The 23,824-nt window shown below is 62.0% G+C and carries 26 protein-coding genes and 2 tRNA genes; 14 read left to right on the top strand and 14 right to left on the bottom strand.

Annotation, left to right across the window (positions count from 1 at the left end):
* Positions 1-6 precede the first annotated feature (6 nt).
* Positions 7-186 (top strand): hypothetical protein, encoded by a 180-nt coding sequence (locus ACP15O_RS12910; protein WP_425096514.1) that lies wholly within the window; start codon positions 7-9, stop codon positions 184-186.
* On the opposite strand, the gene ACP15O_RS12905 is transcribed toward ACP15O_RS12910, so the two are convergent.
* The 3 genes from ACP15O_RS12905 to ACP15O_RS12895 form a co-directional block, all read right to left on the bottom strand.
* A complete protein-coding gene (locus ACP15O_RS12905) occupies positions 161-1,318 on the bottom strand; it encodes an MFS transporter (protein WP_425096513.1) in 1,158 nt (385 codons plus the stop codon). The two genes, ACP15O_RS12910 and ACP15O_RS12905, sit on opposite strands and share 26 nt — an antisense overlap.
* Before the next feature lie 123 nt (positions 1,319-1,441).
* Positions 1,442-2,173 (bottom strand): GNAT family N-acetyltransferase, encoded by a 732-nt coding sequence (locus ACP15O_RS12900; protein ID WP_425096512.1) that lies wholly within the window; start codon positions 2,171-2,173, stop codon positions 1,442-1,444.
* Between the two features lie 81 nt (positions 2,174-2,254).
* Positions 2,255-2,710 (bottom strand): outer membrane protein assembly factor BamE, encoded by a 456-nt coding sequence (locus ACP15O_RS12895; RefSeq protein ID WP_425096511.1) that lies wholly within the window; start codon positions 2,708-2,710, stop codon positions 2,255-2,257.
* Positions 2,711-2,811: 101 nt separating this feature from the next.
* On the opposite strand from ACP15O_RS12895, the gene ACP15O_RS12890 reads away from it, so the two are divergent.
* From ACP15O_RS12890 to ACP15O_RS12845, 10 genes are all read left to right on the top strand, one after another.
* Positions 2,812-3,372: a YceD family protein gene (locus ACP15O_RS12890; protein WP_425096510.1), complete on the top strand. Its 561-nt coding sequence runs from the start codon at positions 2,812-2,814 to the stop codon at positions 3,370-3,372.
* A gap of 142 nt (positions 3,373-3,514) precedes the next feature.
* Entirely contained in the window at positions 3,515-3,721 is a 207-nt protein-coding gene (rpmF, locus tag ACP15O_RS12885; RefSeq protein ID WP_425096509.1) for a 50S ribosomal protein L32, read from the top strand.
* A 23-nt stretch (positions 3,722-3,744) separates the two neighbouring features.
* Positions 3,745-4,845 carry a phosphate acyltransferase PlsX gene (plsX, locus tag ACP15O_RS12880; RefSeq protein WP_425096508.1) on the top strand — a complete coding sequence of 367 codons (1,101 nt, stop codon included), beginning with the start codon at positions 3,745-3,747 and terminating at the stop codon, positions 4,843-4,845.
* Between the two features lie 2 nt (positions 4,846-4,847).
* A complete protein-coding gene (locus ACP15O_RS12875; RefSeq protein ID WP_425096507.1) occupies positions 4,848-5,822 on the top strand; it encodes a beta-ketoacyl-ACP synthase III in 975 nt (324 codons plus the stop codon).
* Positions 5,823-5,912: 90 nt separating this feature from the next.
* Entirely contained in the window at positions 5,913-6,215 is a 303-nt protein-coding gene (gene ihfA, locus ACP15O_RS12870; RefSeq protein ID WP_425096506.1) for an integration host factor subunit alpha, read from the top strand.
* 18 nt (positions 6,216-6,233) lie between these two features.
* On the top strand, positions 6,234-7,097 hold the full coding sequence (locus ACP15O_RS12865; RefSeq protein ID WP_425096505.1) for a MerR family transcriptional regulator: 864 nt from the start codon (positions 6,234-6,236) through the stop codon (positions 7,095-7,097).
* A gap of 70 nt (positions 7,098-7,167) precedes the next feature.
* Positions 7,168-7,244, top strand: a tRNA-Pro gene (locus ACP15O_RS12860).
* Between the two features lie 182 nt (positions 7,245-7,426).
* The gene (locus tag ACP15O_RS12855; protein ID WP_425096504.1) at positions 7,427-8,227 is read left to right on the top strand and encodes a crotonase/enoyl-CoA hydratase family protein; all 801 of its coding nucleotides are present in this window, start codon (positions 7,427-7,429) and stop codon (positions 8,225-8,227) included.
* Positions 8,228-8,311: 84 nt separating this feature from the next.
* Entirely contained in the window at positions 8,312-9,385 is a 1,074-nt protein-coding gene (locus tag ACP15O_RS12850; RefSeq protein ID WP_425096503.1) for a 2'-deoxycytidine 5'-triphosphate deaminase, read from the top strand.
* A 36-nt stretch (positions 9,386-9,421) separates the two neighbouring features.
* Positions 9,422-11,233 carry an ABC-F family ATP-binding cassette domain-containing protein gene (locus ACP15O_RS12845; protein ID WP_425096502.1) on the top strand — a complete coding sequence of 604 codons (1,812 nt, stop codon included), beginning with the start codon at positions 9,422-9,424 and terminating at the stop codon, positions 11,231-11,233.
* A gap of 30 nt (positions 11,234-11,263) precedes the next feature.
* Here the strand turns inward: ACP15O_RS12845 and ACP15O_RS12840 are convergent, their stop codons facing one another.
* The 6 genes from ACP15O_RS12840 to ACP15O_RS12815 all read right to left on the bottom strand — a co-directional run bounded on the left by ACP15O_RS12840 (position 11,264) and on the right by ACP15O_RS12815 (position 16,128).
* Positions 11,264-12,019, bottom strand: a complete 756-nt coding sequence (locus ACP15O_RS12840) for a 3-hydroxyacyl-CoA dehydrogenase (protein WP_425096501.1) — start codon at positions 12,017-12,019, stop codon at positions 11,264-11,266.
* Between the two features lie 38 nt (positions 12,020-12,057).
* Positions 12,058-13,125, bottom strand: coding sequence for an AbrB family transcriptional regulator (locus ACP15O_RS12835; protein ID WP_425096500.1), 1,068 nt, complete (start codon positions 13,123-13,125; stop codon positions 12,058-12,060).
* 257 nt (positions 13,126-13,382) lie between these two features.
* Positions 13,383-13,456 (bottom strand) — tRNA-Gly (locus ACP15O_RS12830).
* A 47-nt stretch (positions 13,457-13,503) separates the two neighbouring features.
* The gene (locus ACP15O_RS12825; protein ID WP_425096499.1) at positions 13,504-13,881 is read right to left on the bottom strand and encodes a potassium channel family protein; all 378 of its coding nucleotides are present in this window, start codon (positions 13,879-13,881) and stop codon (positions 13,504-13,506) included.
* A gap of 8 nt (positions 13,882-13,889) precedes the next feature.
* Positions 13,890-14,534, bottom strand: a complete 645-nt coding sequence (locus tag ACP15O_RS12820) for a DsbA family oxidoreductase (protein WP_425096498.1) — start codon at positions 14,532-14,534, stop codon at positions 13,890-13,892.
* Positions 14,535-14,610: 76 nt separating this feature from the next.
* Positions 14,611-16,128, bottom strand: coding sequence for a class I adenylate-forming enzyme family protein (locus ACP15O_RS12815; protein ID WP_425096497.1), 1,518 nt, complete (start codon positions 16,126-16,128; stop codon positions 14,611-14,613).
* 66 nt (positions 16,129-16,194) lie between these two features.
* Here ACP15O_RS12815 and ACP15O_RS12810 point away from each other — a divergent pair, with 66 nt between their 5' ends.
* Positions 16,195-16,818, top strand: a complete 624-nt coding sequence (locus tag ACP15O_RS12810; RefSeq protein WP_425096496.1) for a helix-turn-helix domain-containing protein — start codon at positions 16,195-16,197, stop codon at positions 16,816-16,818.
* Here ACP15O_RS12810 and ACP15O_RS12805 read toward each other — a convergent pair.
* Positions 16,815-16,928, bottom strand: coding sequence for an entericidin EcnA/B family protein (locus ACP15O_RS12805; protein ID WP_425096495.1), 114 nt, complete (start codon positions 16,926-16,928; stop codon positions 16,815-16,817). The genes ACP15O_RS12810 and ACP15O_RS12805 overlap by 4 nt on opposite strands.
* Positions 16,925-18,748: an extracellular solute-binding protein gene (locus tag ACP15O_RS12800; protein WP_425096494.1), complete on the bottom strand. Its 1,824-nt coding sequence runs from the start codon at positions 18,746-18,748 to the stop codon at positions 16,925-16,927. Before ACP15O_RS12800 ends, ACP15O_RS12805 begins: the two co-directional genes overlap by 4 nt.
* A gap of 330 nt (positions 18,749-19,078) precedes the next feature.
* Between ACP15O_RS12800 and ACP15O_RS12795 the strand changes: the two genes are divergently transcribed.
* Positions 19,079-19,852: a 3-hydroxybutyrate dehydrogenase gene (locus tag ACP15O_RS12795; protein ID WP_425096493.1), complete on the top strand. Its 774-nt coding sequence runs from the start codon at positions 19,079-19,081 to the stop codon at positions 19,850-19,852.
* Positions 19,853-19,948: 96 nt separating this feature from the next.
* Entirely contained in the window at positions 19,949-20,989 is a 1,041-nt protein-coding gene (locus ACP15O_RS12790) for a patatin-like phospholipase family protein (RefSeq protein ID WP_425096491.1), read from the top strand.
* Here ACP15O_RS12790 and ACP15O_RS12785 read toward each other — a convergent pair.
* The 3 genes from ACP15O_RS12785 to ACP15O_RS12775 all read right to left on the bottom strand — a co-directional run bounded on the left by ACP15O_RS12785 (position 20,982) and on the right by ACP15O_RS12775 (position 23,583).
* The gene (locus ACP15O_RS12785; protein WP_425096490.1) at positions 20,982-21,701 is read right to left on the bottom strand and encodes a DUF502 domain-containing protein; all 720 of its coding nucleotides are present in this window, start codon (positions 21,699-21,701) and stop codon (positions 20,982-20,984) included. The genes ACP15O_RS12790 and ACP15O_RS12785 overlap by 8 nt on opposite strands.
* 68 nt (positions 21,702-21,769) lie before the next feature.
* The gene (locus ACP15O_RS12780; RefSeq protein WP_425096489.1) at positions 21,770-22,702 is read right to left on the bottom strand and encodes a pseudouridine-5'-phosphate glycosidase; all 933 of its coding nucleotides are present in this window, start codon (positions 22,700-22,702) and stop codon (positions 21,770-21,772) included.
* A complete protein-coding gene (locus tag ACP15O_RS12775; protein ID WP_425096488.1) occupies positions 22,699-23,583 on the bottom strand; it encodes a PfkB family carbohydrate kinase in 885 nt (294 codons plus the stop codon). Before ACP15O_RS12775 ends, ACP15O_RS12780 begins: the two co-directional genes overlap by 4 nt.
* Positions 23,584-23,824: the final 241 nt, after the last annotated feature.

Below are 23,824 nucleotides of genomic sequence, written 5' to 3'. Positions count from 1 at the left end.
AGAGCGATGAATGCCAATCAACTGATCAATATGATCGTCCGTCTGTTCGTGCGCAAAGCGGTGAACAAGGGCATGAATGCAGGGATCAACCGTATGGCGGGCGGCCCGAAGCGCGGCCAGCCAACCCCCGCCGCCAAACAGGCGCGGCGCGCGATGAAGGTCACTCGGCGGCTGAATAAGTTTTGAGCCGCTGAGGCCAGTAGGCCTCGACGGCGGCGATGGCGGCAAACAGCGCCGAGAAAGCCAGGCACAGGGCCAATCCGCCGTATTCATAGGGCAGGCGATACAGGATCGCGCCGCTCATGACTGTCAGGTAGGTCACGGCCGAGTTAAGCCCCATGATGGCGCCGCGCTGTGCCGGGTCCAGGCTGGTCAGCCGGTCCACCACCAGATTCAGCGCGAAATGCTGGAACACCCCCCAGACCACGCTGATCGGCAGTAACAGGGCAAAGCTCATCGAGAGGTGATCCATCAGCAGATAGGTCACGCTGAGCCCGCTGAACGCGAAAAGCCCCAACCGGCGCAGCGTCATCATCTCAAGGTAGCGGTTAAAGGCGACGGCCAGCGCGAATCCAAGACCGTACAGCAACGTGATCACCCCGGTGGCGCTGGTTGAAAGCTGCATGTTTTCAACGACATGCGCGCCCATAAAAATATAGGCACCATTGAAGGCCAGCATCAGCATGGCATTCGAAAACAGGCCTCGGACAATGCCGGGCACCCGCAGCGCGGTAAAGGGCGAGGTGGGGCGGCTTGACAGTTTTTCGGCCCGCATGTCGCACAGGCGCAGGCACAGCCAGATCACGATCGTCAGCCCGGCCATCAGCCCATACACCGCCCGCCAGCCCAGCTGATCGGCGATCACCGCAGACAGGGTGACGCCCCCGATCAAAGACAGGGTCCACCCCGTCAGAACGCGGCTGATCGTCTTTTTCTCTTGTCCGGTGGGGGCTACCTGCGCGGCCAGGGAATAGATCGAGGGCAGGGCCACACCCGCGCACAGCCCGGCCAGCGCCTGCCCAAGCATCAGCACATAGCCATTGGGGGCCAGGGCCGACAGCACCAGCGCCAGAATCAAAAGCAGGCTGGCATTGCGCAACACCCGATCCGAGCCCACAACATCCGCGCGCGGCGCAAGCAGCAGCGCAGATAACGCTGTCCCGGCCCCATAAGCGGCAGCGGCGCGTAGAATTGTGGCTACTTCGGTTGTCAGATCGGCCGCAACCGCCGGTGCGATTGGTGGCAAAACAAGCGAATTGGCTCCGATAACCCCGATAGCAGCCGTCAGCAGAGGAACTGGGCGGCTAAAAACTCTCATAAGTAGAGATTAGCGCGTTTTCATATCGTCTGGTCAAGCCTTAACCAAGCGATCAAGAAATTGACCTTACGTAGACGTCAACTTTTTCAGGCAAATCCAGAAATAGGCGGGAATGAGCGCGCCTTAGCCGGCAACACCGCGCAGCAGACGCTTGCGTGCGGGGGGAATCGCATTGATCTCTAGCCCGGTGAACACATGCAGCGTATTCATATGACGATCGACAACCGCATGATCGCTGACCCACCCGCCCATCAGCAGATAGGTGCGCAGCAGGGGCGGCATCCGCAGCATGGCTTGTTTCGCATCCGGTTCGCGCCGTAATTTCTGAGCGAATTTAAATACTTGCGGGGCCTTTACGCGTGGCAGCCAGCGCCGCGGGGCCAGGTGCCTTTGCTTTAGCACTGCGAAGGCATCCAGGTATTCGGCCGCATCCGTGCCATGAAACGAGGAGCAGCCAAACAGCATTTCGATCTGATTCTCGTCCACATAGCGGGTCAGCGCCCCCCAGGCGACGCGCAGGATGTCCGGGTCTTTGATCTCTGGATCGATACAGAAGCGGCCCATTTCAACCATCGGACCGGGAAAATGCGCCAGGGCGGACAGCTCGTAGAACTGGGCGGAATAGCTGCGGCCGATCTGATCGCCGCCGGGCAGGGGCAGCACACGAAAGCAGCAGACCAGACGGCCACTGCGCTGATCTTCCACCAGAAAGTGTGTGCAGATCGCATCGAATGCGTCCACATCCAGCCCCTCAGAGCCGTGAAAGGCGCGGTGGCGCAGGCGCTGCGCGGCGCTGATCTGCTCGGGGGTTTCGGCAAGCCGCGTCAGATAGCGACCTTTCTTGAGTGACAGCATCCCACAATCTCCGCGCCGGGTGAGGCGAACTCTCGTTTCGCCCCGCCTAGCATATAAGATGTATCAAAGCTGTGACGAGCCTTACTCGACAAAATCAGAGGCGGTGAAGCGTCCCAGATTGCCCAGCAGCTGCCGCAAGAAGCTCTTGTTGGCGACGCTGGAGCTGGTCACGCGGCGCGACAGGGGCACGACATTGCCGTCCTCCAGGCCGAAACGCTCGATATTGGCCACAACGCCGCGGGTGTCAAAGGTGATGGCCAGAACCTCGCGCTCGATCACCTTGGGCTCGAACATGCCGAAATGGCGCACGCGGCTGTAGACGTAGTAATAGCCGCTGTCATCCAGAATTCCCCCGGTCGAAGGGGTGCCCACGGATTCGGCCACGCTGTCACGGGTATCAACCCCGACCACGATATTGGCCAGGTCTTCCTCTAGCGGGACATAGCCATGGTTGCGGTATTGCGTGCTGCACCCGGCGGCGATCAGCAAAACGCCTGCCGCGATCGTGGTTTTCAGTTTCGAACCCATGCCTGACATGCTGCCCCCTTGGTGGTGCCCTCTTGTCTTGGCACCTCGTGCCTTTTAATCCGATTATAGAAGGAATGCCCCCGGTTCAAGCAAAGGACGACTGGCCACCGATGACAAATGCCTCAACCCAAGCGCTGCGGGTCTCTGATCTGTCGCAAACGCGCCCCACGCGCTTTACCCTGATCCCCGAAGAGCCGGCGCTGCATGGAATCGCTCGGGAATTGGATCTCAAGGCGCTGCGCAAGCTGCGTTTCACGGGCCAGATCGTGGCCGAGGGCAAACGCGACTGGCGGCTAGAGGGGCATCTGGGGGCCACGGTGGTGCAGCCCTGTGTCGTCACGCTGGCGCCGGTGACCACCCGGATCGAGGAAAAGGTGCTTCGGCGGTTTTTGGCTCAGATGCCCGATCTGGCCGAGGATGACGAAGAAATCGAAATGGCCGAGGACGACTCGATCGAACCGTTGGGCAGCGTGATTGACCCCGAAGCGGTGATGATCGAGGCCCTGGCCCTGGCGCTGCCTTTGTATCCGCGGGCCGATGGGGCCGAAATCGGCGCGGCCACCTATACCGAACCGGGCAAAGAGGCGCTGAAAGACGAAGATCTGAAGCCATTTGCCGGTTTGGCCGCCCTGCGGGATAAATTGGCGGGAAATGAGGGCTCGGATGGGTAAAAAACCCTTGCGACTTTTGGAAATGACAGTATTTTCCGCCCCTCATCCGAATTTTGGGTTGGACATGTCGGCTTTGACCGAATATGAGCCACGCACCCACGTGAAACCGGGCGACACGCCCACAGCAAATTGAGATTGTGACATGGCTGTCCAACAGAACAAAGTAAGCAAGTCGCGCCGCAACAACCGCCGCGCACATGACGCGCTGGTTGCGGCAAACCCGAACGAGTGCTCCAACTGCGGTGAGCTGAAGCGCCCGCACCACGTCTGCCCGTCCTGCGGCCACTATGCAGACCGCGAAGTCGTCGCGATGGCCGACGAAGTCGAACTGGACGAAGACGCAGCATAAACCTATTGGGGACCGGCGTCCGCATGTCCGTTCAGAACGATCAGGCCAAAGCGGGTGCCGGGCGCACCATTATCTCTGTCGATGCTATGGGCGGAGACCGGGGACCGGCGGCTGTTGTCGCCGGTATTTCTGATTCCGCCGCCGCGAATCCGGATATCGGGTTCATTCTGCACGGCCCCAGGGACGAGCTGGAAAAGCTGGTTGCCAAGCGCAAACCGCTGGAGGGCCGGGTCGAGATTCGCGACGCGCAGGATGTCGTCACCATGGAGGACAAGCCCTCGCAGGTGATGCGGCACGGTAAGCAGACCTCGATGTGGTCGGCGCTGAATGCGGTGCGCGAAGGCCAGGCCGATGTCTGCGTCTCCTGCGGCAATACCGGCGCGCTGATGGCGCTTAGCATGATCCGTCTGCGCAAATTGCCTGGGGTCAGCCGTCCGGCGATTGCGATTCTGTGGCCCTCGCGCAATCCTCAGGGATTTAACGTGATGCTGGATGTGGGGGCCGATATCCGCGCCGATGCACAGGATCTGCTGCAATACGCGCTGATGGGGGCCTCTTATGCGCGCAACGGCCTGGCGCTGGAACGCCCGCGCGTCGGCCTGCTGAACGTCGGCACCGAGGAACACAAGGGCCGCGCCGAACTGAAAGCCGCGCATGAATTGATGCGCCAGGCCGCGCCCTCGGCGAATTTCGAATTTGTCGGATTTGTCGAAGGCGGCGATATTCCGGGCGATACCTGCGATGTTATCGTCACCGACGGGTTTACCGGCAATGTGGCGTTGAAAACCGGCGAGGGCACGGCCAGCCTGATCAGCGACCTGATGAAAGAGGCCTTCATGCACTCGCCCCTGTCCAAGCTGGCGGCGCTTCTGGCCTATACGTCGCTGCGCCGACTGCGCAAACGCATGGATCCGCGCCGGGTGAATGGCGGGGTTTTCCTGGGGCTGAACGGCACGGTGGTGAAATCGCATGGCTCGGCCGATGCGACGGGGGTTTCGGCTGCGGTAAAGCTGGCTTTTCAACTTTCTCAGTCCGGGTTTTCCCAGAAACTGGCGGCACGGGTTGCATCCGCCACCGCACAGGCTAAGAATGCCGGAACTGACCAAGCGGAAAGCAGCGAATAAACATGACTAAACGCGCCGTTGTGCAGGGCGTTGGCCACTACCTGCCGGAAAAAGTGGTTCCGAACAGCGAGTTCGAGAAAACTCTGGATACCAGTGACGAATGGATTCGCGCCCGATCGGGGATCGAACGCCGGCATTTCGCCGCTGACGGAGAGATGACCTCGGATCTGGCGGTCAAGGCCGCCCAGGCGGCCTTGGACGATGCGGGGTTGCAGGCCGACGATATAGATGCGGTGGTTGTGGCCACGTCCACGCCGGATCTGACCTTTCCATCCGTGGCCACGATGGTGCAGTCGAAACTGGGCATGACGCGCGGTTTTGGCTTTGACGTGCAGGCCGTGTGCGCGGGCTTTATTTTCGCGCTGGCCAATGCCAATGCGCTGATTCTGGCCGGGCAGGCGGACCGTGTACTGGTGATTGGCGCCGAGACGTTTTCCCGCATCATGGACTGGACCGACCGCGCCACCTGCGTGCTGTTCGGCGATGGCGCCGGGGCGCTGGTTCTGGAGGCCCAAGAGGGCACCGGAGACAAATCCGACCGCGGTGTGCTGGCCACCGATCTGAACTCGGACGGACGCTACCGCGAGATGCTCTATGTGGATGGCGGCGTGTCCAGCACGGGCACGGCAGGTAAGCTGCGGATGCAGGGCAATCCGCTGTTCCGTCAGGCGGTCGAGAAACTGACCTCGACGGCGCATAAGGCCCTGGAGAAGGCCGGTTTTTCCGAATCCGAGGTGGATTGGATCGTCCCGCACCAGGCCAATATCCGCATCATTCAGGGCACCGCCAAGAAAATGGGCCTGCCGATGGAGCAGGTCGTGGTCACGGTGCAGGATCACGGCAATACCTCGGCGGCCTCGATTCCGCTGGCCATGTCGGTGGGGCGCGAACGCGGACAGATCAAACCGGGCGATCTGCTGGTCGCCGAGGCGATTGGCGGCGGTCTGGCCTGGGGCTCGGTCGTGCTGCGCTGGTAGGGCGGAACCCGCTGAAATTGTGCCGCGCAAGCCATTGATATTGACTCGGAAAATCCCATCGCCCATGGTGTTCAAAACAAGGGGACGGATATGAGTGAAAAGACTCTGACGCGCATGGATCTGAGTGATGCAATCTTTCGTGAGGTCGGCCTGTCACGGAACGACGCCAGTCAGCTGGTCGAAAGCGTGCTGCTGCATATGTCGGATGCTTTGGTGGATGGCGAACAAGTCAAGATTTCGTCGTTCGGGACATTCTCTGTTCGCGAGAAGGCCGCCCGCGTTGGTCGCAACCCCAAGACCGGCGAAGAAGTTCCCATCAATCCGCGCCGTGTGCTGACCTTCCGTCCGTCGCATCTGATGAAAGAGCGGGTCGCCGCCGGAAACAAGGCCTGATAGCTGGGGGGCGGTAGCATGTCCAAATCCCCCGACGCTTTTCGCACCATCAGCGAAGTTGCGGATTGGCTGGATCGCCCGGCCCATGTTCTGCGGTTTTGGGAAAGCAAGTTCACCCAGGTCCGCCCGATCAAACGGGCCGGAGGCCGGCGGTATTTTCGCCCGCAGGACATGCTGCTGCTGGGGGGCATAAAGAAGCTGCTGCACGACGATGGGCTGACCATCAAAGGTGTGCAGAAAATCCTGCGTGAACAAGGGGTTGAGCATGTGTCCGGGTTGTCTCAGCCGTTGGATGAACATGCCGAAACAGGCGAGTTGGTCCCATCGCCCGAAAAGGTTGCCGCGCTGAAGGTGCAGACCGAACCACAAGAGCCGGACTCGGCCACTTTGCTGCACTTCCCCGGCGGGGCCGAGGCCGAGACCGACCTGACCGGCGCCCCTTATGAGCAGACCGAGGAAGAGCTGGCGCCCCTTGCGGATTCGACACCCGAAGAGGAGGCCAGCGCGCCGGAAACGCCGGTTTCGGATCTGCCAGAGGACACGCCCTCGGCCGAAGACGCCACGCCGTCGTTCTTTTCTATGTTCGACGGGGACAGCGGCGAAGCGCCCGCCGAACCGCAGATCGAAGAGCAAGCGGTAGAAGAAACGGCTGAGCAGACAGCGCAGGCCTGCGGCGAAGAGCCTGAGCTTTCGGACACATCTCCCCCCGCAGCCATGCCCGCCGTGGTGGATGTGCCGGTTGACGCCGACTCGCAGGCGGGGGCGGGGATTCTGACGCGGCTGATGCAGGCGAAATCCGCCGGGCTGACCGCCGAGCCCGCGCTTTTGCAGGAACTGCGCGGGCAGATCAGGGCTCTGACAGGGCGGCTGACACAGAACTGATCTTTGGGGCGAAAAAAACGTCGAAACGCTCTTGCCCCCACCCGGAAAATCAGTAAGAAGAGCAAACCGTCGGGCTATAGCGCAGCCTGGTAGCGCGTCCGTCTGGGGGACGGAAGGTCGCAGGTTCGAGTCCTGCTAGCCCGACCATTTTCCCTCTGCAATACGATGGTGTTTGCCCCTGATTTTGGGGCAATGGCAGGGTTTTGTTCCGTTGCGGCAAAACCGTCCGTCCGGTCGATTTATCTGTCGATCCGGCTTGACTTCCCCGCAGGCTCAGCGAAGCTATCCCCAGAGCCTAAGGGCATATCCAACGGGAATGGGAGGGAAGAATGGCCAAGAGTTTAGACGATTTTATCCTGCAAAATCTGCTGGTTAAGATGGATGATGACGGTATCACCACCGTGACGCTGAACCGCGCTTCGAAACGCAACGCCCTGAATGCCGAGACGGTCGAAGAGCTGATCGAGGTGTTCTCGAATCTGCCGCGCATGGGCGCGCGTGCCGTGGTTCTGCGGGCCGAGGGCACGCATTTCTGTGCCGGTCTGGATCTGGTCGAACACCATCAGGAAGACCGCCGACCCGAGGCTTTCATGCACCTGTGCCTGCGCTGGCACGAGGCATTCAACAAGATGGAATATGGCGGGGTGCCGATCATCGCGGCGCTGAAGGGCGCGGTTGTGGGGGGCGGGTTGGAGCTGGCCAGCTCGGCTCATATTCGCGTCGCTGATCAGTCCACCTATTTCGCTCTGCCCGAAGGCCAGCGTGGCCTGTTCACCGGCGGGGGCGCCACAATTCGCGTGGCAGATCTGGTCGGGAAGGCGCGGATGATCGACATGATGCTGACGGGCCGCGTCTACAAACAGGACGAGGCCATCCAGGTCGGTCTGGCGCAATATCTGGTCGAGGATTCCGAGGCCAAAGCCTATGAAATCGCCCGCGCCGCCGCCACGAACCCGCCGCTGTCCAATTTCGCGATCTGCTCGGCGATCAGCCATATGCAGAACATGTCGGCGCTGGATGCGGCCTATGCCGAATCCGTGGTGGCCGGGATTGTGAACACGCAGCCGGCCTCGCGCGGGCGGCTTGAGGCCTTTGCCAACAAAACCGCGGCCCGCGTGCGCCCGGAGTGACGCAATATCGGGGAAAGGCTGACTTCTCAGCCTTTTCCTGCCCTTTCGGACGCGCTAAGACGGGTGAACTCAGAGGAGATCGCGATGACAGGCGTCCTGCCCAGCCAACAGCTGAAAACCATGATTGCGCAAGGTCAGATTACCGCGGAACCGGCGGTGATTGATGCGCAGATTCAGCCCGCCAGCCTGGATTTGCGCCTGGGTGTGCGGGCCTGGCGCGTGCGTGCGTCTTTTCTGGCCGGGCAGGGGCGCACCGTGGCCCAGCGGCTGAGCGAATTCGAGATGCACCAGATTGATCTGACCCACGGCGCGGTGCTGGAAAAGGGCTGCGTTTACGTCGTTGAGCTGATGGAGGGTCTGGCCCTGCCTCAGGGTGTGCAGGCTGTCGCCAACGCCAAAAGCTCGACCGGGCGGCTGGATCTGCTGACCCGCACGATCACCGATGGCGGGGAAGAGTTCGACCGTATTCAGCCGGGCTATGCCGGGCCGCTCTATGCCGAGATCTGCCCGCGGTCGTTTTCCGTTCTGGTGCGTCCGGGGATGCGGCTGAATCAGATCCGGTTCCGCTCGGGTCAGGCGGTGCTCAGCGATGACGCGCTGCGCGCGCTTCATGCTGAGGCCCCGCTGGTGGATGGTGAGGCCGTGATCGACGAGGGGCTGGGATTTTCCGTGGATCTGTGCCCGGCGCAGGGCGATCTGGTGGGCTATCGCGCCAAGCCTCATACCGGCGTGATTGATCTGGACCGGATCGGCGAATATGACCCGGCCGAGTTCTGGGAGGAAATCCGCACCAAATCCGGTCAGATCATTCTGGACCCCGGCGCGTTCTACATCCTGGTCAGCCGCGAGGCGGTGCATATCCCGCCCGCCTATGCTGCGGAAATGGCGCCCTATCTGGCAATGGTGGGGGAATTCCGGGTGCATTATGCGGGCTTCTTTGATCCTGGGTTCGGCAATGCGGATGCGGGCGGGGCCGGCTCGCGCGGGGTGCTGGAGGTGCGCTGTCACGAGGCGCCCTTTGTGCTGGAGCATGGGCAGGTCGTGGGCCGTCTGGTCTATGAACGCATGGCCGAGGTGCCCGATCAGCTTTATGGCGCGGGGATTGCGTCGAATTATCAGGGTCAGGGGCTGAAGCTGTCCAAGCATTTCCGGATGTGACTTGACGCCACTGAGCTGCGTGGTTAGCTGCGCGCCATGGCACGTGCACCTCTTTTACAGCTGACCGATATTTCGCTGACCTTTGGCGGCGATCCTGTGTTTCATGACCTGTCTTTGGTGGTTCAGCCGGGCGACCGGGTGGCGCTGGTGGGGCGCAATGGTTCGGGCAAATCCACATTGATGAAGGTGATGGCCGGACTGGTCGAGCCGGACCACGGAACGCGTATCATCCCGCCTGGAATCAGCGTTGGCTATATGGAGCAAGATCCTGATATGTCAGGATTTTCCACGTTGGGGGACTATGCCGCCAGCGCGCTGGACCCATCCGAGATGTATAAGGTCGAAATGGCGGGCGAAGGGCTGAAATTCGATCCCGCGCGCGAGGTAGCAACGGCCTCGGGCGGGGAACGGCGGCGCGCGGCTTTGGCAAAACTGATGGCCGAAGCGCCTGAGCTGATGCTGCTGGACGAACCCACGAACCATCTGGATATCGAGGCCATTGCCTGGCTGGAAAATGAGCTGAAACAGACCCGCGCGGGCTATGTTCTGATCAGCCACGATCGGGCATTTTTACGTGAACTAACGCGTGCAACCCTTTGGATTGACAGGGGAATGACGCGGCGTCAGGAAAAAGGTTTCGCGGATTTCGAAGAATGGCGCGATAAAGTCTGGGAAGAGGAAGACACCCAGCGCCACAAGATGGATCGCAAGATCAAATCCGAGGCCCGCTGGGCCGTCGAAGGCATCAGTGCGCGGCGCAAGCGGAATCAGGGGCGGCTGCGGGCGCTACACGCGCTCAAGGCCGAACGCGGCGCGCAGATCAAACGGCAGGGCACCGCCGCGATGGAGCTGGCCTCGGGGCCGAAATCCGGTAAGAAGGTGTTCGAAGCGGACAGTATTACAAAGACTTACGGGGAAAAGCTTATCCTGCGAAATTTCTCGATCAAGGTCGAACGCGGGGATCGCGTGGCCTTTGTCGGGCCCAATGGCGTGGGTAAAACCACGCTGCTGAAAATGCTGATGGGCCAAGAGGTGCCCGACAGTGGTAGCGTGAAAATCGGCACGAATCTGTTGCCCGCGGTGTTCGATCAGACCCGCGCGCAGCTGGATCCGGAAATGAGCCTGTGGGACAGTCTGACGGGCGATCCGGACATGCGGGTCTCGGGGAAGGCCGATCAGGTGCTGGTGCGCGGCCAGCCCAAACATGTGGTGGGCTATCTAAAGGAATTTCTGTTTGACGAACGCCAGGCAAGAGCGGCCGTTAAGTCCTTGTCCGGTGGGGAAAAAGCGCGGCTTCTGCTGGCCAAGCTGATGGCGCGCGAAAGCAATCTGCTGGTGCTGGACGAACCGACGAACGATCTGGATGTCGAAACGCTGGACCTGCTTCAGGAACTGCTGGACAATTATGATGGCACGGTTCTTCTGGTCAGCCACGACCGGGATTTTCTGGATCGGGTCGCCACGCAGACTGTCGCGATGGAGGGGAATGGCCAGGCGATTGTCTATGCTGGCGGCTGGTCGGACTATCAGTCTCAGCGTCAGGAAAATCCTTCGGAAACTCCTGTAAAAACAAAGCACAAAGCAGATAAGTTAAAGCAAGAAAAGCCCCCTCAAACCGCTCAGGACGGGTTAAGCTTTACAGAAAAGCACCGGCTGGAGGCCCTGCCAGCGATCCTTGAGCGGCTGGAAGCGGAAATCGCCAAGCTGGAAGAGTTCCTGATGGATCCGGATCTGTTTACCAAAGAGCCGGTGAAATTCCAAAAAGCGACCGATGCGCTGGTCGAACGTCAGCAGGCTCTGGCAGCCGCCGAAGAAGAGTGGCTGGAGCTTGAGGAAAAGGCCGGGTAGGGCGCGCCCCAGTCGGACGCGCCCGGCCGTTTACTGCATCCGCAGGGCGCCGTCGATACGGATCACCTCGCCGTTCAGATAGCCGCATTCGCAGATGAAACGCGCCAGCGCGGCATATTCGCTGGGATCGCCCAGGCGCTTGGGGTTGGTCACGTCCTGAGCCAGCTGGTCGCGCACCTCTTCGGGCAGGGACATCAGCATCGGGGTCAGGAAAATCCCCGGCGCAATGGCCATCACGCGGATGCCTTCGCGTTGCAGATCGCGGGCCATGGGCAGGGTGCCGGACACGATCCCGCCCTTCGAGGCCGCATAGCCCACCTGGCCCTTTTGCCCATCAAACGCCGCAACCGAGGCGGTTGAGATGATCACGCCGCGCTGACCGTCCGGGGTGGGATCGTTCTTGGCCATTTCAGCGGCAGCCAGGCGCGCCACATTGAAGCTGCCCACCAGGTTCACGTTCAGGATGCGCTGATAATGTTCAAGACTGTGCGGGCCGTTTTTGCCCAGGGTCTTTTCGGCCGTGCCAATGCCCGCGCAATTCACCGCGGTGTTGATCTTACCCATCGCGGCAACGGCAGCGGACATGGCGTTTTGCACCGAGTCTTCGCTGGTGACGTCGGTTTCGACAAAAGTGCCGCCGATCTCAGCCGCGACCTGCGGGCCGCGCTTGGTGTCACGATCCAGCAGGGTCACTTTGGCCCCCGACGCGGCGAACAGGCGGGCGGTGGCCTCGCCCAGGCCCGAAGCGCCCCCAGTGATGACGGCGCAGGTTTCGTTCATTTGCATTTTGGTTTCCTCTCCTCTGGGAATGGTGTGATGGTGGTTTATTCGGGCCGGTGTTGCGGTTTCAGCCACCGCGCGGCCAGGGTCATTTCAACAACGGTCAGGATGATGCGAAAAATGTGGTGCATGGTGACGATCGCGGGATTGGCGTGCAGGCTGAGCGCGACCAGCGCCATTTCCGTGACGCCTCCGGGGGCGAATGAGATCAGCAGAACATCCAGCTCCAGCCCGGTCACAGGCTGTAGAATCCGCGCGCAGATCAGCCCCAGCGCCAGCATCGCGCTGACTGACAGCACGCTCAGCCCCGAGGCCCGCAGCATCGTGCGCCCCTTCAGCCCGGCAAAGCGCATCCCCAGGCTGGTGCCCACCACGACCTGAGCCAGATTGATCGCCCATTGCGGGATCGGCAGCGCGACCAGCCCGCTTACCGTTACGGCGGCAGCAGCCAGCAGGGGGCCGGTCAGCTGCGCGGCGGGCAATCGGATCGCGCGGCCGATAAACAGCCCGGCGGCGCCGATCACCAGGGCCAGGGGCAGGGTGCTCAGGTCTCCGTCCGCGCTGGCCAATGTCTGCCCCGAGGCCGAGCCCACAGGCGCGCCGTACCACAGCGACAGGCCGACCGGGACCAGCACGATCACGGCAATGATCCTCAGAAATTGCTGCATTGTCAGGATTGCGACATTCGCGCCGGCTTCTTCGCCCATGGCCAGCGATTCCATCAGCCCGCCGGGCGTTGCCGAATAGAAGGCCGTGGCCGGATCATACCTGCCCAGCCTGCGGAAAATCACATAGTTCACCCCATGCGCGGCGGCCACGAACACGATCAACAGCGCAAAAGAGGGCAGATAGCCGGGCAGCGCGCCCAGAACATCCGGGGTCACGCGCGTGCCGATCATGACGCCGATGATAATCATGAACAGGGCGCGGAATTTCATCGGGAATCGATAGTCATCCGGCAGGCGCGGCGCGGCGAACAGCGCGATCAGGCCCGACGTGACCAAAGAGCCCAGCATGAACGGAAGCGGCAGATGCAGCCCGGCCGCCACCAGCCCGCCCGCTCCGGACAGGGCGGTCAGCAAAAGAGTCAACAGGATGGTCTGTAGTGTCATTTCGGAATTCGCGAAGCTGCTGATAGCTATATTACATAACAATCGCGCTGCAACAAGAGATTCCGCCCTAGCGCGCCAGGGGATATGTGCAGGGCGCAAAGCGGATGGCCGGATTGAGAAGGCGCTTCAGGGCTTCGGAAGTGCCTTCGGGACTCGCGCTCCCGAATCTTCCAGTCTCCACTCTTGATTGGCTTTTGCGGAAACGGCCAAAATTCAGCGTATGGCGCTGATTTATAAGGATACTATTTTGATAGGAATGGAGCGGGTAGCGGGAATCGAACCCGCGCGTTCAGCTTGGGAAGCTGACAGGCTACCATTACATCATACCCGCAATGGTGGGCTGAGATATACAGCGCCCACCGCCAAGATCAAGCGCAATTATGGTGTCTTGGACGTGCGGCGCTTAGGGGGCTCGGGGATGTCGTCCTCATTGGCGGCCGAAGGTTCGGATGGCTGATGCTGATGCCCCAGCCGCGCCACCAGCCATTCTGTGTGCTCTTCGCGTTTGCGCACGGTAAAGGCGCCGAATTGCTGGACGGCCACGGCGAAAATCCCAAGGCCGACAAAGATAAACACCGTGGTGCCGATCCGCCCCATGGCCGAGGCCGGCACCATTTCCCCATACCCCACGGTCGAGAGCGTCACGACGGTAAAGAAATAGGAATCCAGCCAGCTCCAGCCCTCGACATAATGAAAGAAGACCGTGCCCCCCAGCACCACCAGAGCCAGCGTGACCAGCAGGGTTATGATCTTCAACAGGCTTGTCATGCGTCGGCGGTGCGCTGCGCGATGATGTCATCCATGACCCTAAGCCACAGATCTGTCGGTTGCGCGCCAGGCACGGCGTGCTGTGAGGCCACGATAAACGTGGGCACGGAGTTCACCCCCATTTCACGCGCGGCGGTGTCCTTGTCGCGGATCGCCTGTTCGTCCTCTTGGGTGGCCAGAAGCCGCAAGATCACGCTGGCATCCATGCCGCAGCCATCGGCGATATCGGCCAGGATGTCGCGATCGCCGATATCCAGACCCTCGACGAAATAGGCCTTGAACAGGGACGAGATAACCGCCGTCTGCCGCCCCTCAATGCCGGCCCATAGGATCAGCCGATGCGCATCCAGCGTGTTGGGCGTGCGCTGCATGGCCTCGAAGTTGATGTCCAGCCCGGCGGTTTTGGCGTGTTCCACAACCGGGGCATAGGCCTGCACCGCGCCATCCTTGCCGCCGAATTTGGCCTCTAGATAGGTGCGGCGATCCATGCCTTCGCGGGGCATGTCCGGGTTCAGCTGAAAGGGGTGCCATTCGATCACAAAGGGATGATCCGGGCGCTGCTCTAACGCGCGATCCAGGTTGGTTTTGCCGATATAGCACCACGGGCAGATCGGATCGGACAGAATATCAAGCTTGACCATCGGGGTCTCCTTTTGGGTCCCGTATTGGTAAAGCCTGTTGGCGGTAAGGAAAACCCCCAAGCCCGTCACATTGCAGTTAAATCCCGTTAAACAAGGGCTTTAGCGCTCGGCGGGATAGTTTGCCGTTCGGGTTTGTGGGCATTTCTGTCAGGCGCACCCAGGCGCGGGGCTGTTTGTACCGGGCCAGCCGTTCGGCGGCATAGCGGGTCAGATCTGCGGCCGGAATCTCGGTATCCGCGCGGTAGAAGGCGACGATGATGCGCGTGTCTTCTTTGATCTCGACATCGGTCACGCCGATTTCCTGAATGGCGGGATGGGGCAGCAGCGCGGCCTCGATTTCCAGCGGAGAGACGCGATAGCCGCCGGCGTTCATCATGTCATCGACGCGCCCATGCAGCACAATATCGCCCTGCGGAGTCATCTCGGCGTGATCGCCGGTCATGAACCAGTCCCCCTGGAATTTCTGTGCGGTTTCATCGGGGGCACCGAAATAGCCCAGCATCAACCCCGGATCGCTGCGGTGCACGCAAATAATGCCGTCTTTTCCAGTGCCTACGGGGCCTTCTTCATCTATGATGGAAACTTTTCGCCCGATCTGAGGGCGGCCCAGACTGCCAGCAATCGCCGGCGCATCGGGGCTGCTGGAAATGAAGGTCGAGCATTCGGACAGCCCATAGGCCTCATAGATTTTCTTGCCGCCTGTGGCCTCGGCCCAGTGGGTGCGGATGGTATCCGACAGCTTTTCCCCGGCGGCCAGACCGTGCCGCAGCTTGGGAAGGTTAATCTTCGTGTGATGGATTAGGATTTTCCGGTAAACACCCGGAACTGCGGCAAAAAGACTGGCGTCATGGCGGTGCAATAGCAGCGGCAGAGCCTCGATCTGGACGCCCTGAGCAGGGATCAGTGCGGTGGCGCCGACGCTCCAGGGATCCATCAGGCCGGTGCCCAGGGTGAAGCTCCAGTTAAAGGCGCCGGCGTGCAGCAGCCGGTCCTGCGCACTTAGCCCATACCAGTCCCGGTGCATCATCTGCCGCGCCCAGATCGCACGATGGGCGTGCATCACCGCCCGCGGCACGCCCGAGGTGCCCGAGGTATAGATGATATAGGCCAGCCGCTCGGGATCCCCCATGTGATAGGCGGCGGGGGGCAGATCGTGCATGGCCGTCAGCTGCGCAATATCCAGAACGGGGATGTCCGTCTGCGGGCAGGCGATCTGCGGATCGTGCAAGACCCCGGCAGGAGAGAGCTGATCCATCATCCGCTGGACCTCGGGGGCGGTCAGCATCGAGGAGGTCGGCACCGGCACCATCCCCACCGCGATCGCGCCCAGATAGGCCAGCGGGAAGTCCACCGTATTGCCCAGCCGCATCAGCAGGATGTCCCCCGGCTGGAACCCGGCCTGCAACAGCCCCGTGCCGATCCCCAGAATGGCAGCTTTCAGGCGGCCATAGCTCCAGCGTTCGGAGCCCGAAGGCGACAGGATCGCCAGGGCGATCTTATCGGGGTCATCCTCGGCGCGGGCCAGCACATGAGCGGCCAGATTGAACGGGGTGGGGCAGGGCGCATGGCCGCCCTTATCAAAGATCGACAACATAGTGGCAGGTCTAGGCCCGGCTCTCGCCAGTTGCAAGCGCCGCGCGCGCGGCCTATGTCTGACAGCATGAGCGAAAGTGACCCCAAATCCATCATCCGCATCGCCCGTGAAAACGGAACCGAAGAGCTGGCCGAGCCGCTGAACCTGGCCACCCGCGTGCGCGAGCTGCGCAAGGGCCGGGGGATGACGCTGGAACAGGCGGCGCAGCAGGCGGGGCTGGCGCGCTCGACCCTGTCCAAGATCGAGAACGGGCAGATGTCGCCCACCTATGAGGCGCTGAAAAAGCTGGCGACGGGGCTGGAAATATCGGTGCCGCAGCTGTTTACGCCTCCGGTGCGCGAGCAGGTGAACGGGCGTATGGCGGTGACCCGCGCAGGCGAGGGCGCGGCCCATGCCACCGCAACCTATGAACACGATCTGCTGGCCAGCGCGCTGACGAAAAAGCAGATGCTGCCCTATCGCGCCCGCGTGCGCGCCCGCAGCATGGAGGAATTCGACGGCTGGGTGCGCCACGACGGCGAAGAGTTCCTGTATGTGCTGACCGGGGTGATCCGGCTATATACCGAATTTTACGAGCCCCTGGAAATGCGCCGGGGCGATAGCGCCTATTACGACGCCACCATGGGGCATAACGTGGTCTCGCTCAGCGATGAGGACGCGACGATTCTGTGGGTGACCTCGTTGGTTTAGAACCAGCCGCGCACGGTGCGGGCCCCGCCCGAAATATCCTGTCCCACCCCTTCGACGGTGGCGCATCCGGCCAGCGTTGCCATCACGGCGATAAGCATCAGTTTCTTCATTTTTCTGCCTCCTGAGACCACCAGGCATCGGGCACCCATCCGGTGCGCGCGCCGTAGATCGGTATGGTTTTGGGATAGTGCAGCGCCTTGCTGTGGGCGATGCGGTCGGGGCCGAAGCTCCAGATCGGGATAACGTAGCGGCCTGCGGTCAGAATCCGGTCCAGCGCCCGCGCGGCCGCGATGAAATCAGTGCGGTCCTGGGCGGTCAGCATGGCGTCGATCATGGCCTCGGCGGCGGGGCTGTTCATGCCCATCAGGTTGCGCGTGCCGGGTGTGTCCACCCCGGCAGAGCCCCAGTAGAGTTTCTGCTCATTGCCCGGAGACAGCGACAGATCGCGGCGGAAATAGATCATGTCAAAGTCATATTCGCGCTCGCGTTCGGCATATTGGGCGTTGTCCACGGTCGAGAGCGTCATCTGAATGCCCAGTCGCTCCATCGCCTGGGCGTAGATGTTGAAAATCGCCTGGCCGGTGGTGTCGCCCTGGCGCAGCAGGATCTCAAAGGCAAAGCGCTGGCCCTCTGGGTTTCGCAACACGCCGTCCTGAACGGTCCAGCCGGCCTGTTGCAGCAGCTCCATTGCGCGGCGCAGATCCTTGCGGTTGCGTGGGCGGGTGTCGCCGGCGGGCAGGGTGTAGCCCTCAAGCGTGCCGGGCAGCAGGGTCTTGGCGAAAGGCGCCAGCAGATCGGCCACCTTGCCCGAGGCGGCGCCGGGTTGCAGCCCCAGTTCCGAATTCGAGAAATACGAGCCGATCCGATCCTGCCGCCCCCCCGTCAGCGTGTCGTTGATATAGGCAAAGTTGAAGGCATGGATCAGCGCCTCGCGCACGCGCCAGTCCTGAAACTGCGGGCGGCGGGTGTTCATCACATAGCCGGTCATGCCGGTGGGGCGCTGGTGCTGGATTTCCGATTGCACCACATCGCCGCGTGCAACGGCCGGAAACCCATATTCGCTGGCCCAGGATTCGGCGTTGAAATCCCGGTAGAAGCTCAGCTCTTGCGCTTTGAAGGCCTCGAACAGGACGGTGCTGTCGCCGAAAAACTCGATCCGGATTTCATCGAGATTGGCGATACCCTGACGGATCGGCAGATCCCGGCCCCAGTATTCGGGATTGCGGGTCAGGCGGACATAGCGGCCCTGTTCGTAATCGTTCACCACATAGGGCGCGCTGCCGATGGGGACATCATGAATGGTGGTGGCGGTGAAATCGCGCCCCTCCCATTGTGCTTTTTTCAGGATGGGGCGCAGGCCGGCGATCAGCGCCAGCTCGCGGTCCTCGGTGTTAAAGCTCAGCCGGACCGAGCGTGGCCCGGTCTGGGTGATGCTGGCCAGTTTGCGGTGAAATCCCCGGTAGCGGGGGTGGCCCTGGGTGCCCAGCGTTTCGAAGGACCAGATGACATCTGCCACCGTCACCGGGCTGCCATCCGAGAATCGCGCCTGGGGGCGCAGGGTGAATTCCACCCAGGATCTGTCCTCGGGGGTTTCGACCGATTCGGCCAAAAGACCGTATAGGGTGAATGGTTCATCCAAATTTCGCGCCATAAGGGATTCATGCGTGAGGAATCGCAACTGCCAGGGCACCGTTCCCTTCCGTATGAAAGGGTTCAGCGAATCGAATCCGCCGGTATTGCCCTCGACCAGGCGGCCTCCGGTGGGGGCCTGAGGGTTCACATAAGGCAGGGACACAAAATCTGGGGGCAGAGCAGGCTGACCATACATCGCAATACCATGGCTGGGATCGGCCAGCGCCCCCGAGGCCAAGAAAACAAGCGCCAAACTGGTGCGAATGGGGCGCGCGCATCGGAAAAATAGTGATCTCATTTTGGGGACAATCCTGCTCTGCCCTTTGTTTCTTGGCACTTAGCGTAGCGATGATTTGAGGCCAGTTCAAACTTTTGGCTTGGAGTCGGGCAGGCAATTGCTTATAAAGAATTCACTGCTCGATAGGTTTCTTGCCTGTATGAAACCTGCCTCAATAACTTAACGCCGGCTTCGTGCCGGCGTTTTTTTTGCCTAAATGCCAGGCAGCAGGATCGGCGGCCGCGCGCCGCATACGCATTTCTACGAATACGGTTTTTTCCCCATTCGCGGCGCGGGCGTGCTATCTCGATCCTGAATGCTGCAAGTGCGAAAGATGGAGGACGCATCAACATGACTCTGACTGGAAAAACCGCCGTGATCACCGGGTCGAATTCTGGCATCGGGCTGGGCGTTGCGCGTGAATTGGCGCGGGCGGGGGCGCATGTGGTGCTGAACTCGTTCACCGACCGCGAGGAAGATCACGCGATCGCCGCCCAGATCGCCTCGGAATTCGGGGTCGAGGCGCGCTATATCAGGGCGGACATGTCCAAGGGCGACGACTGCCGCGCGCTGATCGCGCAGGCTGGCGCCTGCGATATTCTGGTGAACAACGCAGGTATTCAGCATGTCGCGCCGATTGATGAGTTCCCGGTGGAAAAATGGGACGCGATCATCGCGATCAACATGAGCTCGGCCTTTCATACCACCGCGGCCGCGCTGCCGATGATGCGCAAAGCGGGCTGGGGCCGGGTGGTCAATATCGCCAGCGCCCACGGGCTGACCGCCAGCCCGTTCAAATCGGCCTATGTGGCGGCCAAGCACGGGGTTGTGGGGCTGACAAAGGTGACCGCGCTGGAAACCGCGCGCGAGCCGATTACCTGTAATGCGATTTGTCCGGGTTATGTGTCTACCCCGCTGGTGGAGGCGCAGATCCCCGATACGATGGAGAAATACGGGATGAGCCGCGAAGAGGTGATCGAGAAGGTGCTGCTGGAGCGCCAGCCCTCGAAACAGTTTGCCAGTGTCGAGCAGCTGGGCGGGACCACGGTGTTCCTGTGCTCGGATGCGGCGCAGCAGATTACGGGAACCTCGATCAGTGTGGATGGCGGTTGGACCGCGCTGTAAGGGCACCTTAGTGAGGTTGGTCAGGGGGGCGCTGCCCCCCGCGCCTGAGGGCGCGCCCCCCGGAGTATTTAGAGAACAAAGAAAGAGGCGAGTTTCTTGGTGAAAAAGCGGATCAACCTGGCGCTACAGGGGGGCGGGGCGCATGGGGCGTTTACATGGGGTGTTCTGGACCGGCTGCTGGAAGAGGATGATATTGAGATTGCCGCGATTTCGGGGTCATCGGCTGGGGCGATGAACGGTGCGGCGTTGAAGTCGGGCTGGATTGAAGGGGGGGCGCAGGGGGCGCGTGACAAGCTGGACTGGCTGTGGGGGAAGCTGGGGGCGGTGCATGATATGCGCATGACGACTTGGCTGGCGGGGTTGATGCCCGATACCACCGATCTGCTGCATACGGCGCTGGAATATTCGCTGCCCTTTACCTTTGCCGATACGGTGTCGCGGATGTCTTCGCCTTATGCGTTCGGACCGTTTTACAAGAACCCGTTGCGGCCGATTGCCGAGGCCTTTGAGTATGAGAAGGTTTGTGCGCGCGCGGGGCCGTGTCTGTTTGTCGGGGCGACGAATGTGCGTACCGGGCGGATCCGGGTGTTTTCAGGCGAGGAGATGTCGGCGGATGTTCTGCTGGCCTCGACTTGTTTGCCGACGCTGTTTCAGGCGGTTGAGATCGAGGATGCGGGAACCGGGCAGACCGAGGCTTATTGGGATGGGGGGTATACGGGTAATCCGGCGCTTTTCCCGTTGTTCGACAAGGACTTGCCCGATGATATTCTGATTGTGAACATCAACCCGCTGGAGCGGCGCGATATGCCGGTGACCCCGCAGGAGATTCAGAATCGGATCAATGAGATCAGTTTTAATTCGTCCTTGTTGCGTGAATTGCGGGTGATTTCCTACGCCCAGCAGATGCGCAAGGCCTGGGACAGCAATGGCGACGGGATGAAGAATCTGAACGTGCATATGATTGCCGATGATGTGCTGATGAACGAGCTGTCTGTCTCCACGAAGCTGGTGCCCAGCCCGTTTTTGCTGATCCGGATGAAAGACGCCGGGCGCGAGGCGGCCGAGGCTTTCCTGGCGCAGCACAAGGGCGATCTGAACAAGCGTAGCAGCGTTGATCTGGAGCAGATGTTCACCTGACCGGCGCGTTCGGCGCAGTATCTGTCGGCGTTTGCGGTGGCGTGGCGGGGTTTTTGGGGTTGGGATAGACCAGCCCGGCCGAGATCACCAGTTTGGCGGCGTCCTCGACGCTCATGTCCAGCTCGATCACGTCCTCTTTGGGAAAGAACAGCAAAAAGCCCGAGGTTGGGTTCGGCGTGGTGGGGACGAAGATGCTCATGAGCGGGCTGTCGGTGCCGCCGCGGGTTGCGACCTCGCCCTTGGCCTGGGTCGAGACGAAGCCGATCGCCCAGATGCCCCTGCGCGGGTATTCGATCAGGCAGGCTTTCTCGAACGAGCGTTCTGACTGGGCGAATACGGTCTCGGCGATCTGCTTGGCCCCCGAATAGATCGAGCGGACGACAGGCAGCCGGTGCACCAGCGATTCAGCCCAGCGGATCAGGGACCGGCCCAGCAGCCCCTTGGCGACCCAGCCGATGATGATGGTGAACACGATGCCAAAGAAAATCCCGACACCGCGCAGGTTGATGCCGATATAGGGTTCGGGCTGGAACCGTTCGGGCACCAGCGGCAGCACGACGCTGTCAATCCATCCCATCAGGGTCCAGACCAGCCAGATCGTCAGGCCCACGGGTGCGATCACCACCAGACCCGTCAGAAAGCTGGAGCGCAGCCGGGCCAGCAGGCCGGGCCGGCGCAAAGGCGCGGGGTCTTCGTCAAAAGGTGTGGTCATCTGGTCCTGAATAAGCTGCGGGCTTTTGCGCTATGTAGGAGCTTTGCCCCCCTGTCACAATGGCTGGTTCAGCCCGATGGGCGGGTTTCATCCTGTTTCACCAGCTCGGCGGCAATTCTGGCGGCCAAAGCGGCATTGTTCAGCACCAGCGCGATATTCGCATTCAACGAGCGCCCGCCCGTCAGGTCGAAAATCCGGCGCAGCAGAAACGGGGTGACGTCCTTGCCGGCGATCCCCAGCTCTTGCGCATTCTGTGTGGCCTCGGCGATGATCGGGGTCAGCTCAGACGGAGGAATTTCATGCTGGGCCGGGATGGGGTTGGCGATCAGCTGCCCGCCGGGCAGGCCCAGATCGGCGCGCATCCGGTGGCTGGCGGCAATATCGGCGGCGCTGTCCATGCGCAGCGGCGCGGGCAATCCGCTGTCGGCGGACCAGAACGCAGGAAAGGCATCCTGCCCATAGGCGATCACCGGCACGCCCTGGGTTTCCAGCACCTCCAGGGTTTTGGGCAGGTCCAGAATGGCCTTGGCCCCGGCGGCCACGACGGTGACAGGGGTCTGGGCCAGTTCCGCCAGATCGGCCGAGATGTCAAAGCTCAGCTCGGCACCCTTGTGCACCCCGCCGATCCCGCCGGTGGCAAAGACACGTATCCCCGCCAGCGCGGCAGCGATCATGGTTGAGGCAACGGTGGTCGCGCCCGTGCCCTTGGTGGCCAGGCAGGCGGCCAGATCGGCCCGCGACAGTTTCGCCACGTTCTTGGCCTGGGCCAGCTCTGTCAGCTGAGGGGTGGTCAGGCCCACATGCAGCGTGCCGGTCAGCACCGCGATCGTGGCCGGCACCGCGCCCATATCGCGCACCATGTCCTCGACTGCCTGAGCGGTTTCGAAATTCTGCGGCCAGGGCATTCCGTGGGTGATGATCGTGCTTTCCAGCGCCACCACGGGACGGTTTTCATCAAGGGCCGCGGCGACCTCGGGGGACAGGATCAGGGGCAAGGTCATGCTGGGGGTTCTCCGGAAACATAGGTGGCTGCGGCGCGCAGGGCCTGCGCAAGCGCAATATCGGCGGGGTGGCCCGCGCGTTCGGCGGCGATATGCGCCGCCATGAAGGTATCGCCCGCGCCGGTCACGCGCGTGACCAGAACCTGAGGCGGGGTGGCGGTCAGAATGCCCTGCGCGCTGCCCTGGGCGGCCATATTGCCGCCATCGGTGACCAGCACGCGCTTGGCCCCGCGCGCAATCAGCCCATGCGCAGCCTGAGCGGCATCGGCAAAAGCGGTCTGGCATAGCAGCCCCGCCTCTTCCAGGTTCACATACAGAACGGCGCGCGGATGGCGCAGAAACGGCAGCAGGCGCTCGGCCTTACCGGGCGAGGCCGGGGCGACACGCAGATCGGCGCGGGCAAAGGCCGGATGCAGGGCGATTTCCTCCAGCAGGGCTTGGGTCAGGTTGCCATCCAGCGCGATCAGCCCCTCATAGGGGCGGGTTTCATCGCCCAAAGGCCCCTCGGTCAGCGGGGTCAGGATCTTGCGGCCCGCCAGCTCCAGCGAATGGGCATCGGCAATGGCCGCGACCAGCCCGTTCGCGCCCTCCACGGCCATATAGCGATCGGTCGGCAGATCCTCTGACCGATAGGCCAGATCGGTGGCCACGCCCAGGCGCTGACAGGCGGCGATCAGCTCGGCCCCTTCGGCGTCGCGGCCAATCGCCGTCAGCACCGAAGGACGCAGCCCAAAGCGCACCAGCGCCATGGCAATGTTCAGGGCCACGCCGCCGGGCAGGCGCGTGATCCGCCCCGGCACATCCGAGCCGCGCCGCATCACCGCCGGCGAGCGGCCAATCACGTCCCACAGGACCGAGCCAATGCACAATATTTCTGTCATGCCTCAGCCTTTGCCCGGAATGCGGCGATTGGCAAGCCTGCCTTTTCGTTAACCCGTTCCGAGCCGCCCTGCCGCCCCGCTGAATTCCGGTTTTCCCCGCCCATCTGCGCGCCGCAGGGCAGGGGGGTTGCGCCCTGGGCAAAACCCGTCTATACGCGCGCCATTCAAACCCGCAGGCGGGGTTGGGCCCATGAGGGAGACATCCTTATGTGTCCGCCGGTTGAAGCATCCGCTTCTCACC

Source organism: Youngimonas ophiurae (nom. illeg.), from assembly GCF_049803795.1.
Classification (GTDB): domain Bacteria; phylum Pseudomonadota; class Alphaproteobacteria; order Rhodobacterales; family Rhodobacteraceae; genus Thalassobius.
Note: the sequence above shows the minus strand (reverse complement) of the source record. Positions and strands in the feature narration are given on the sequence as shown.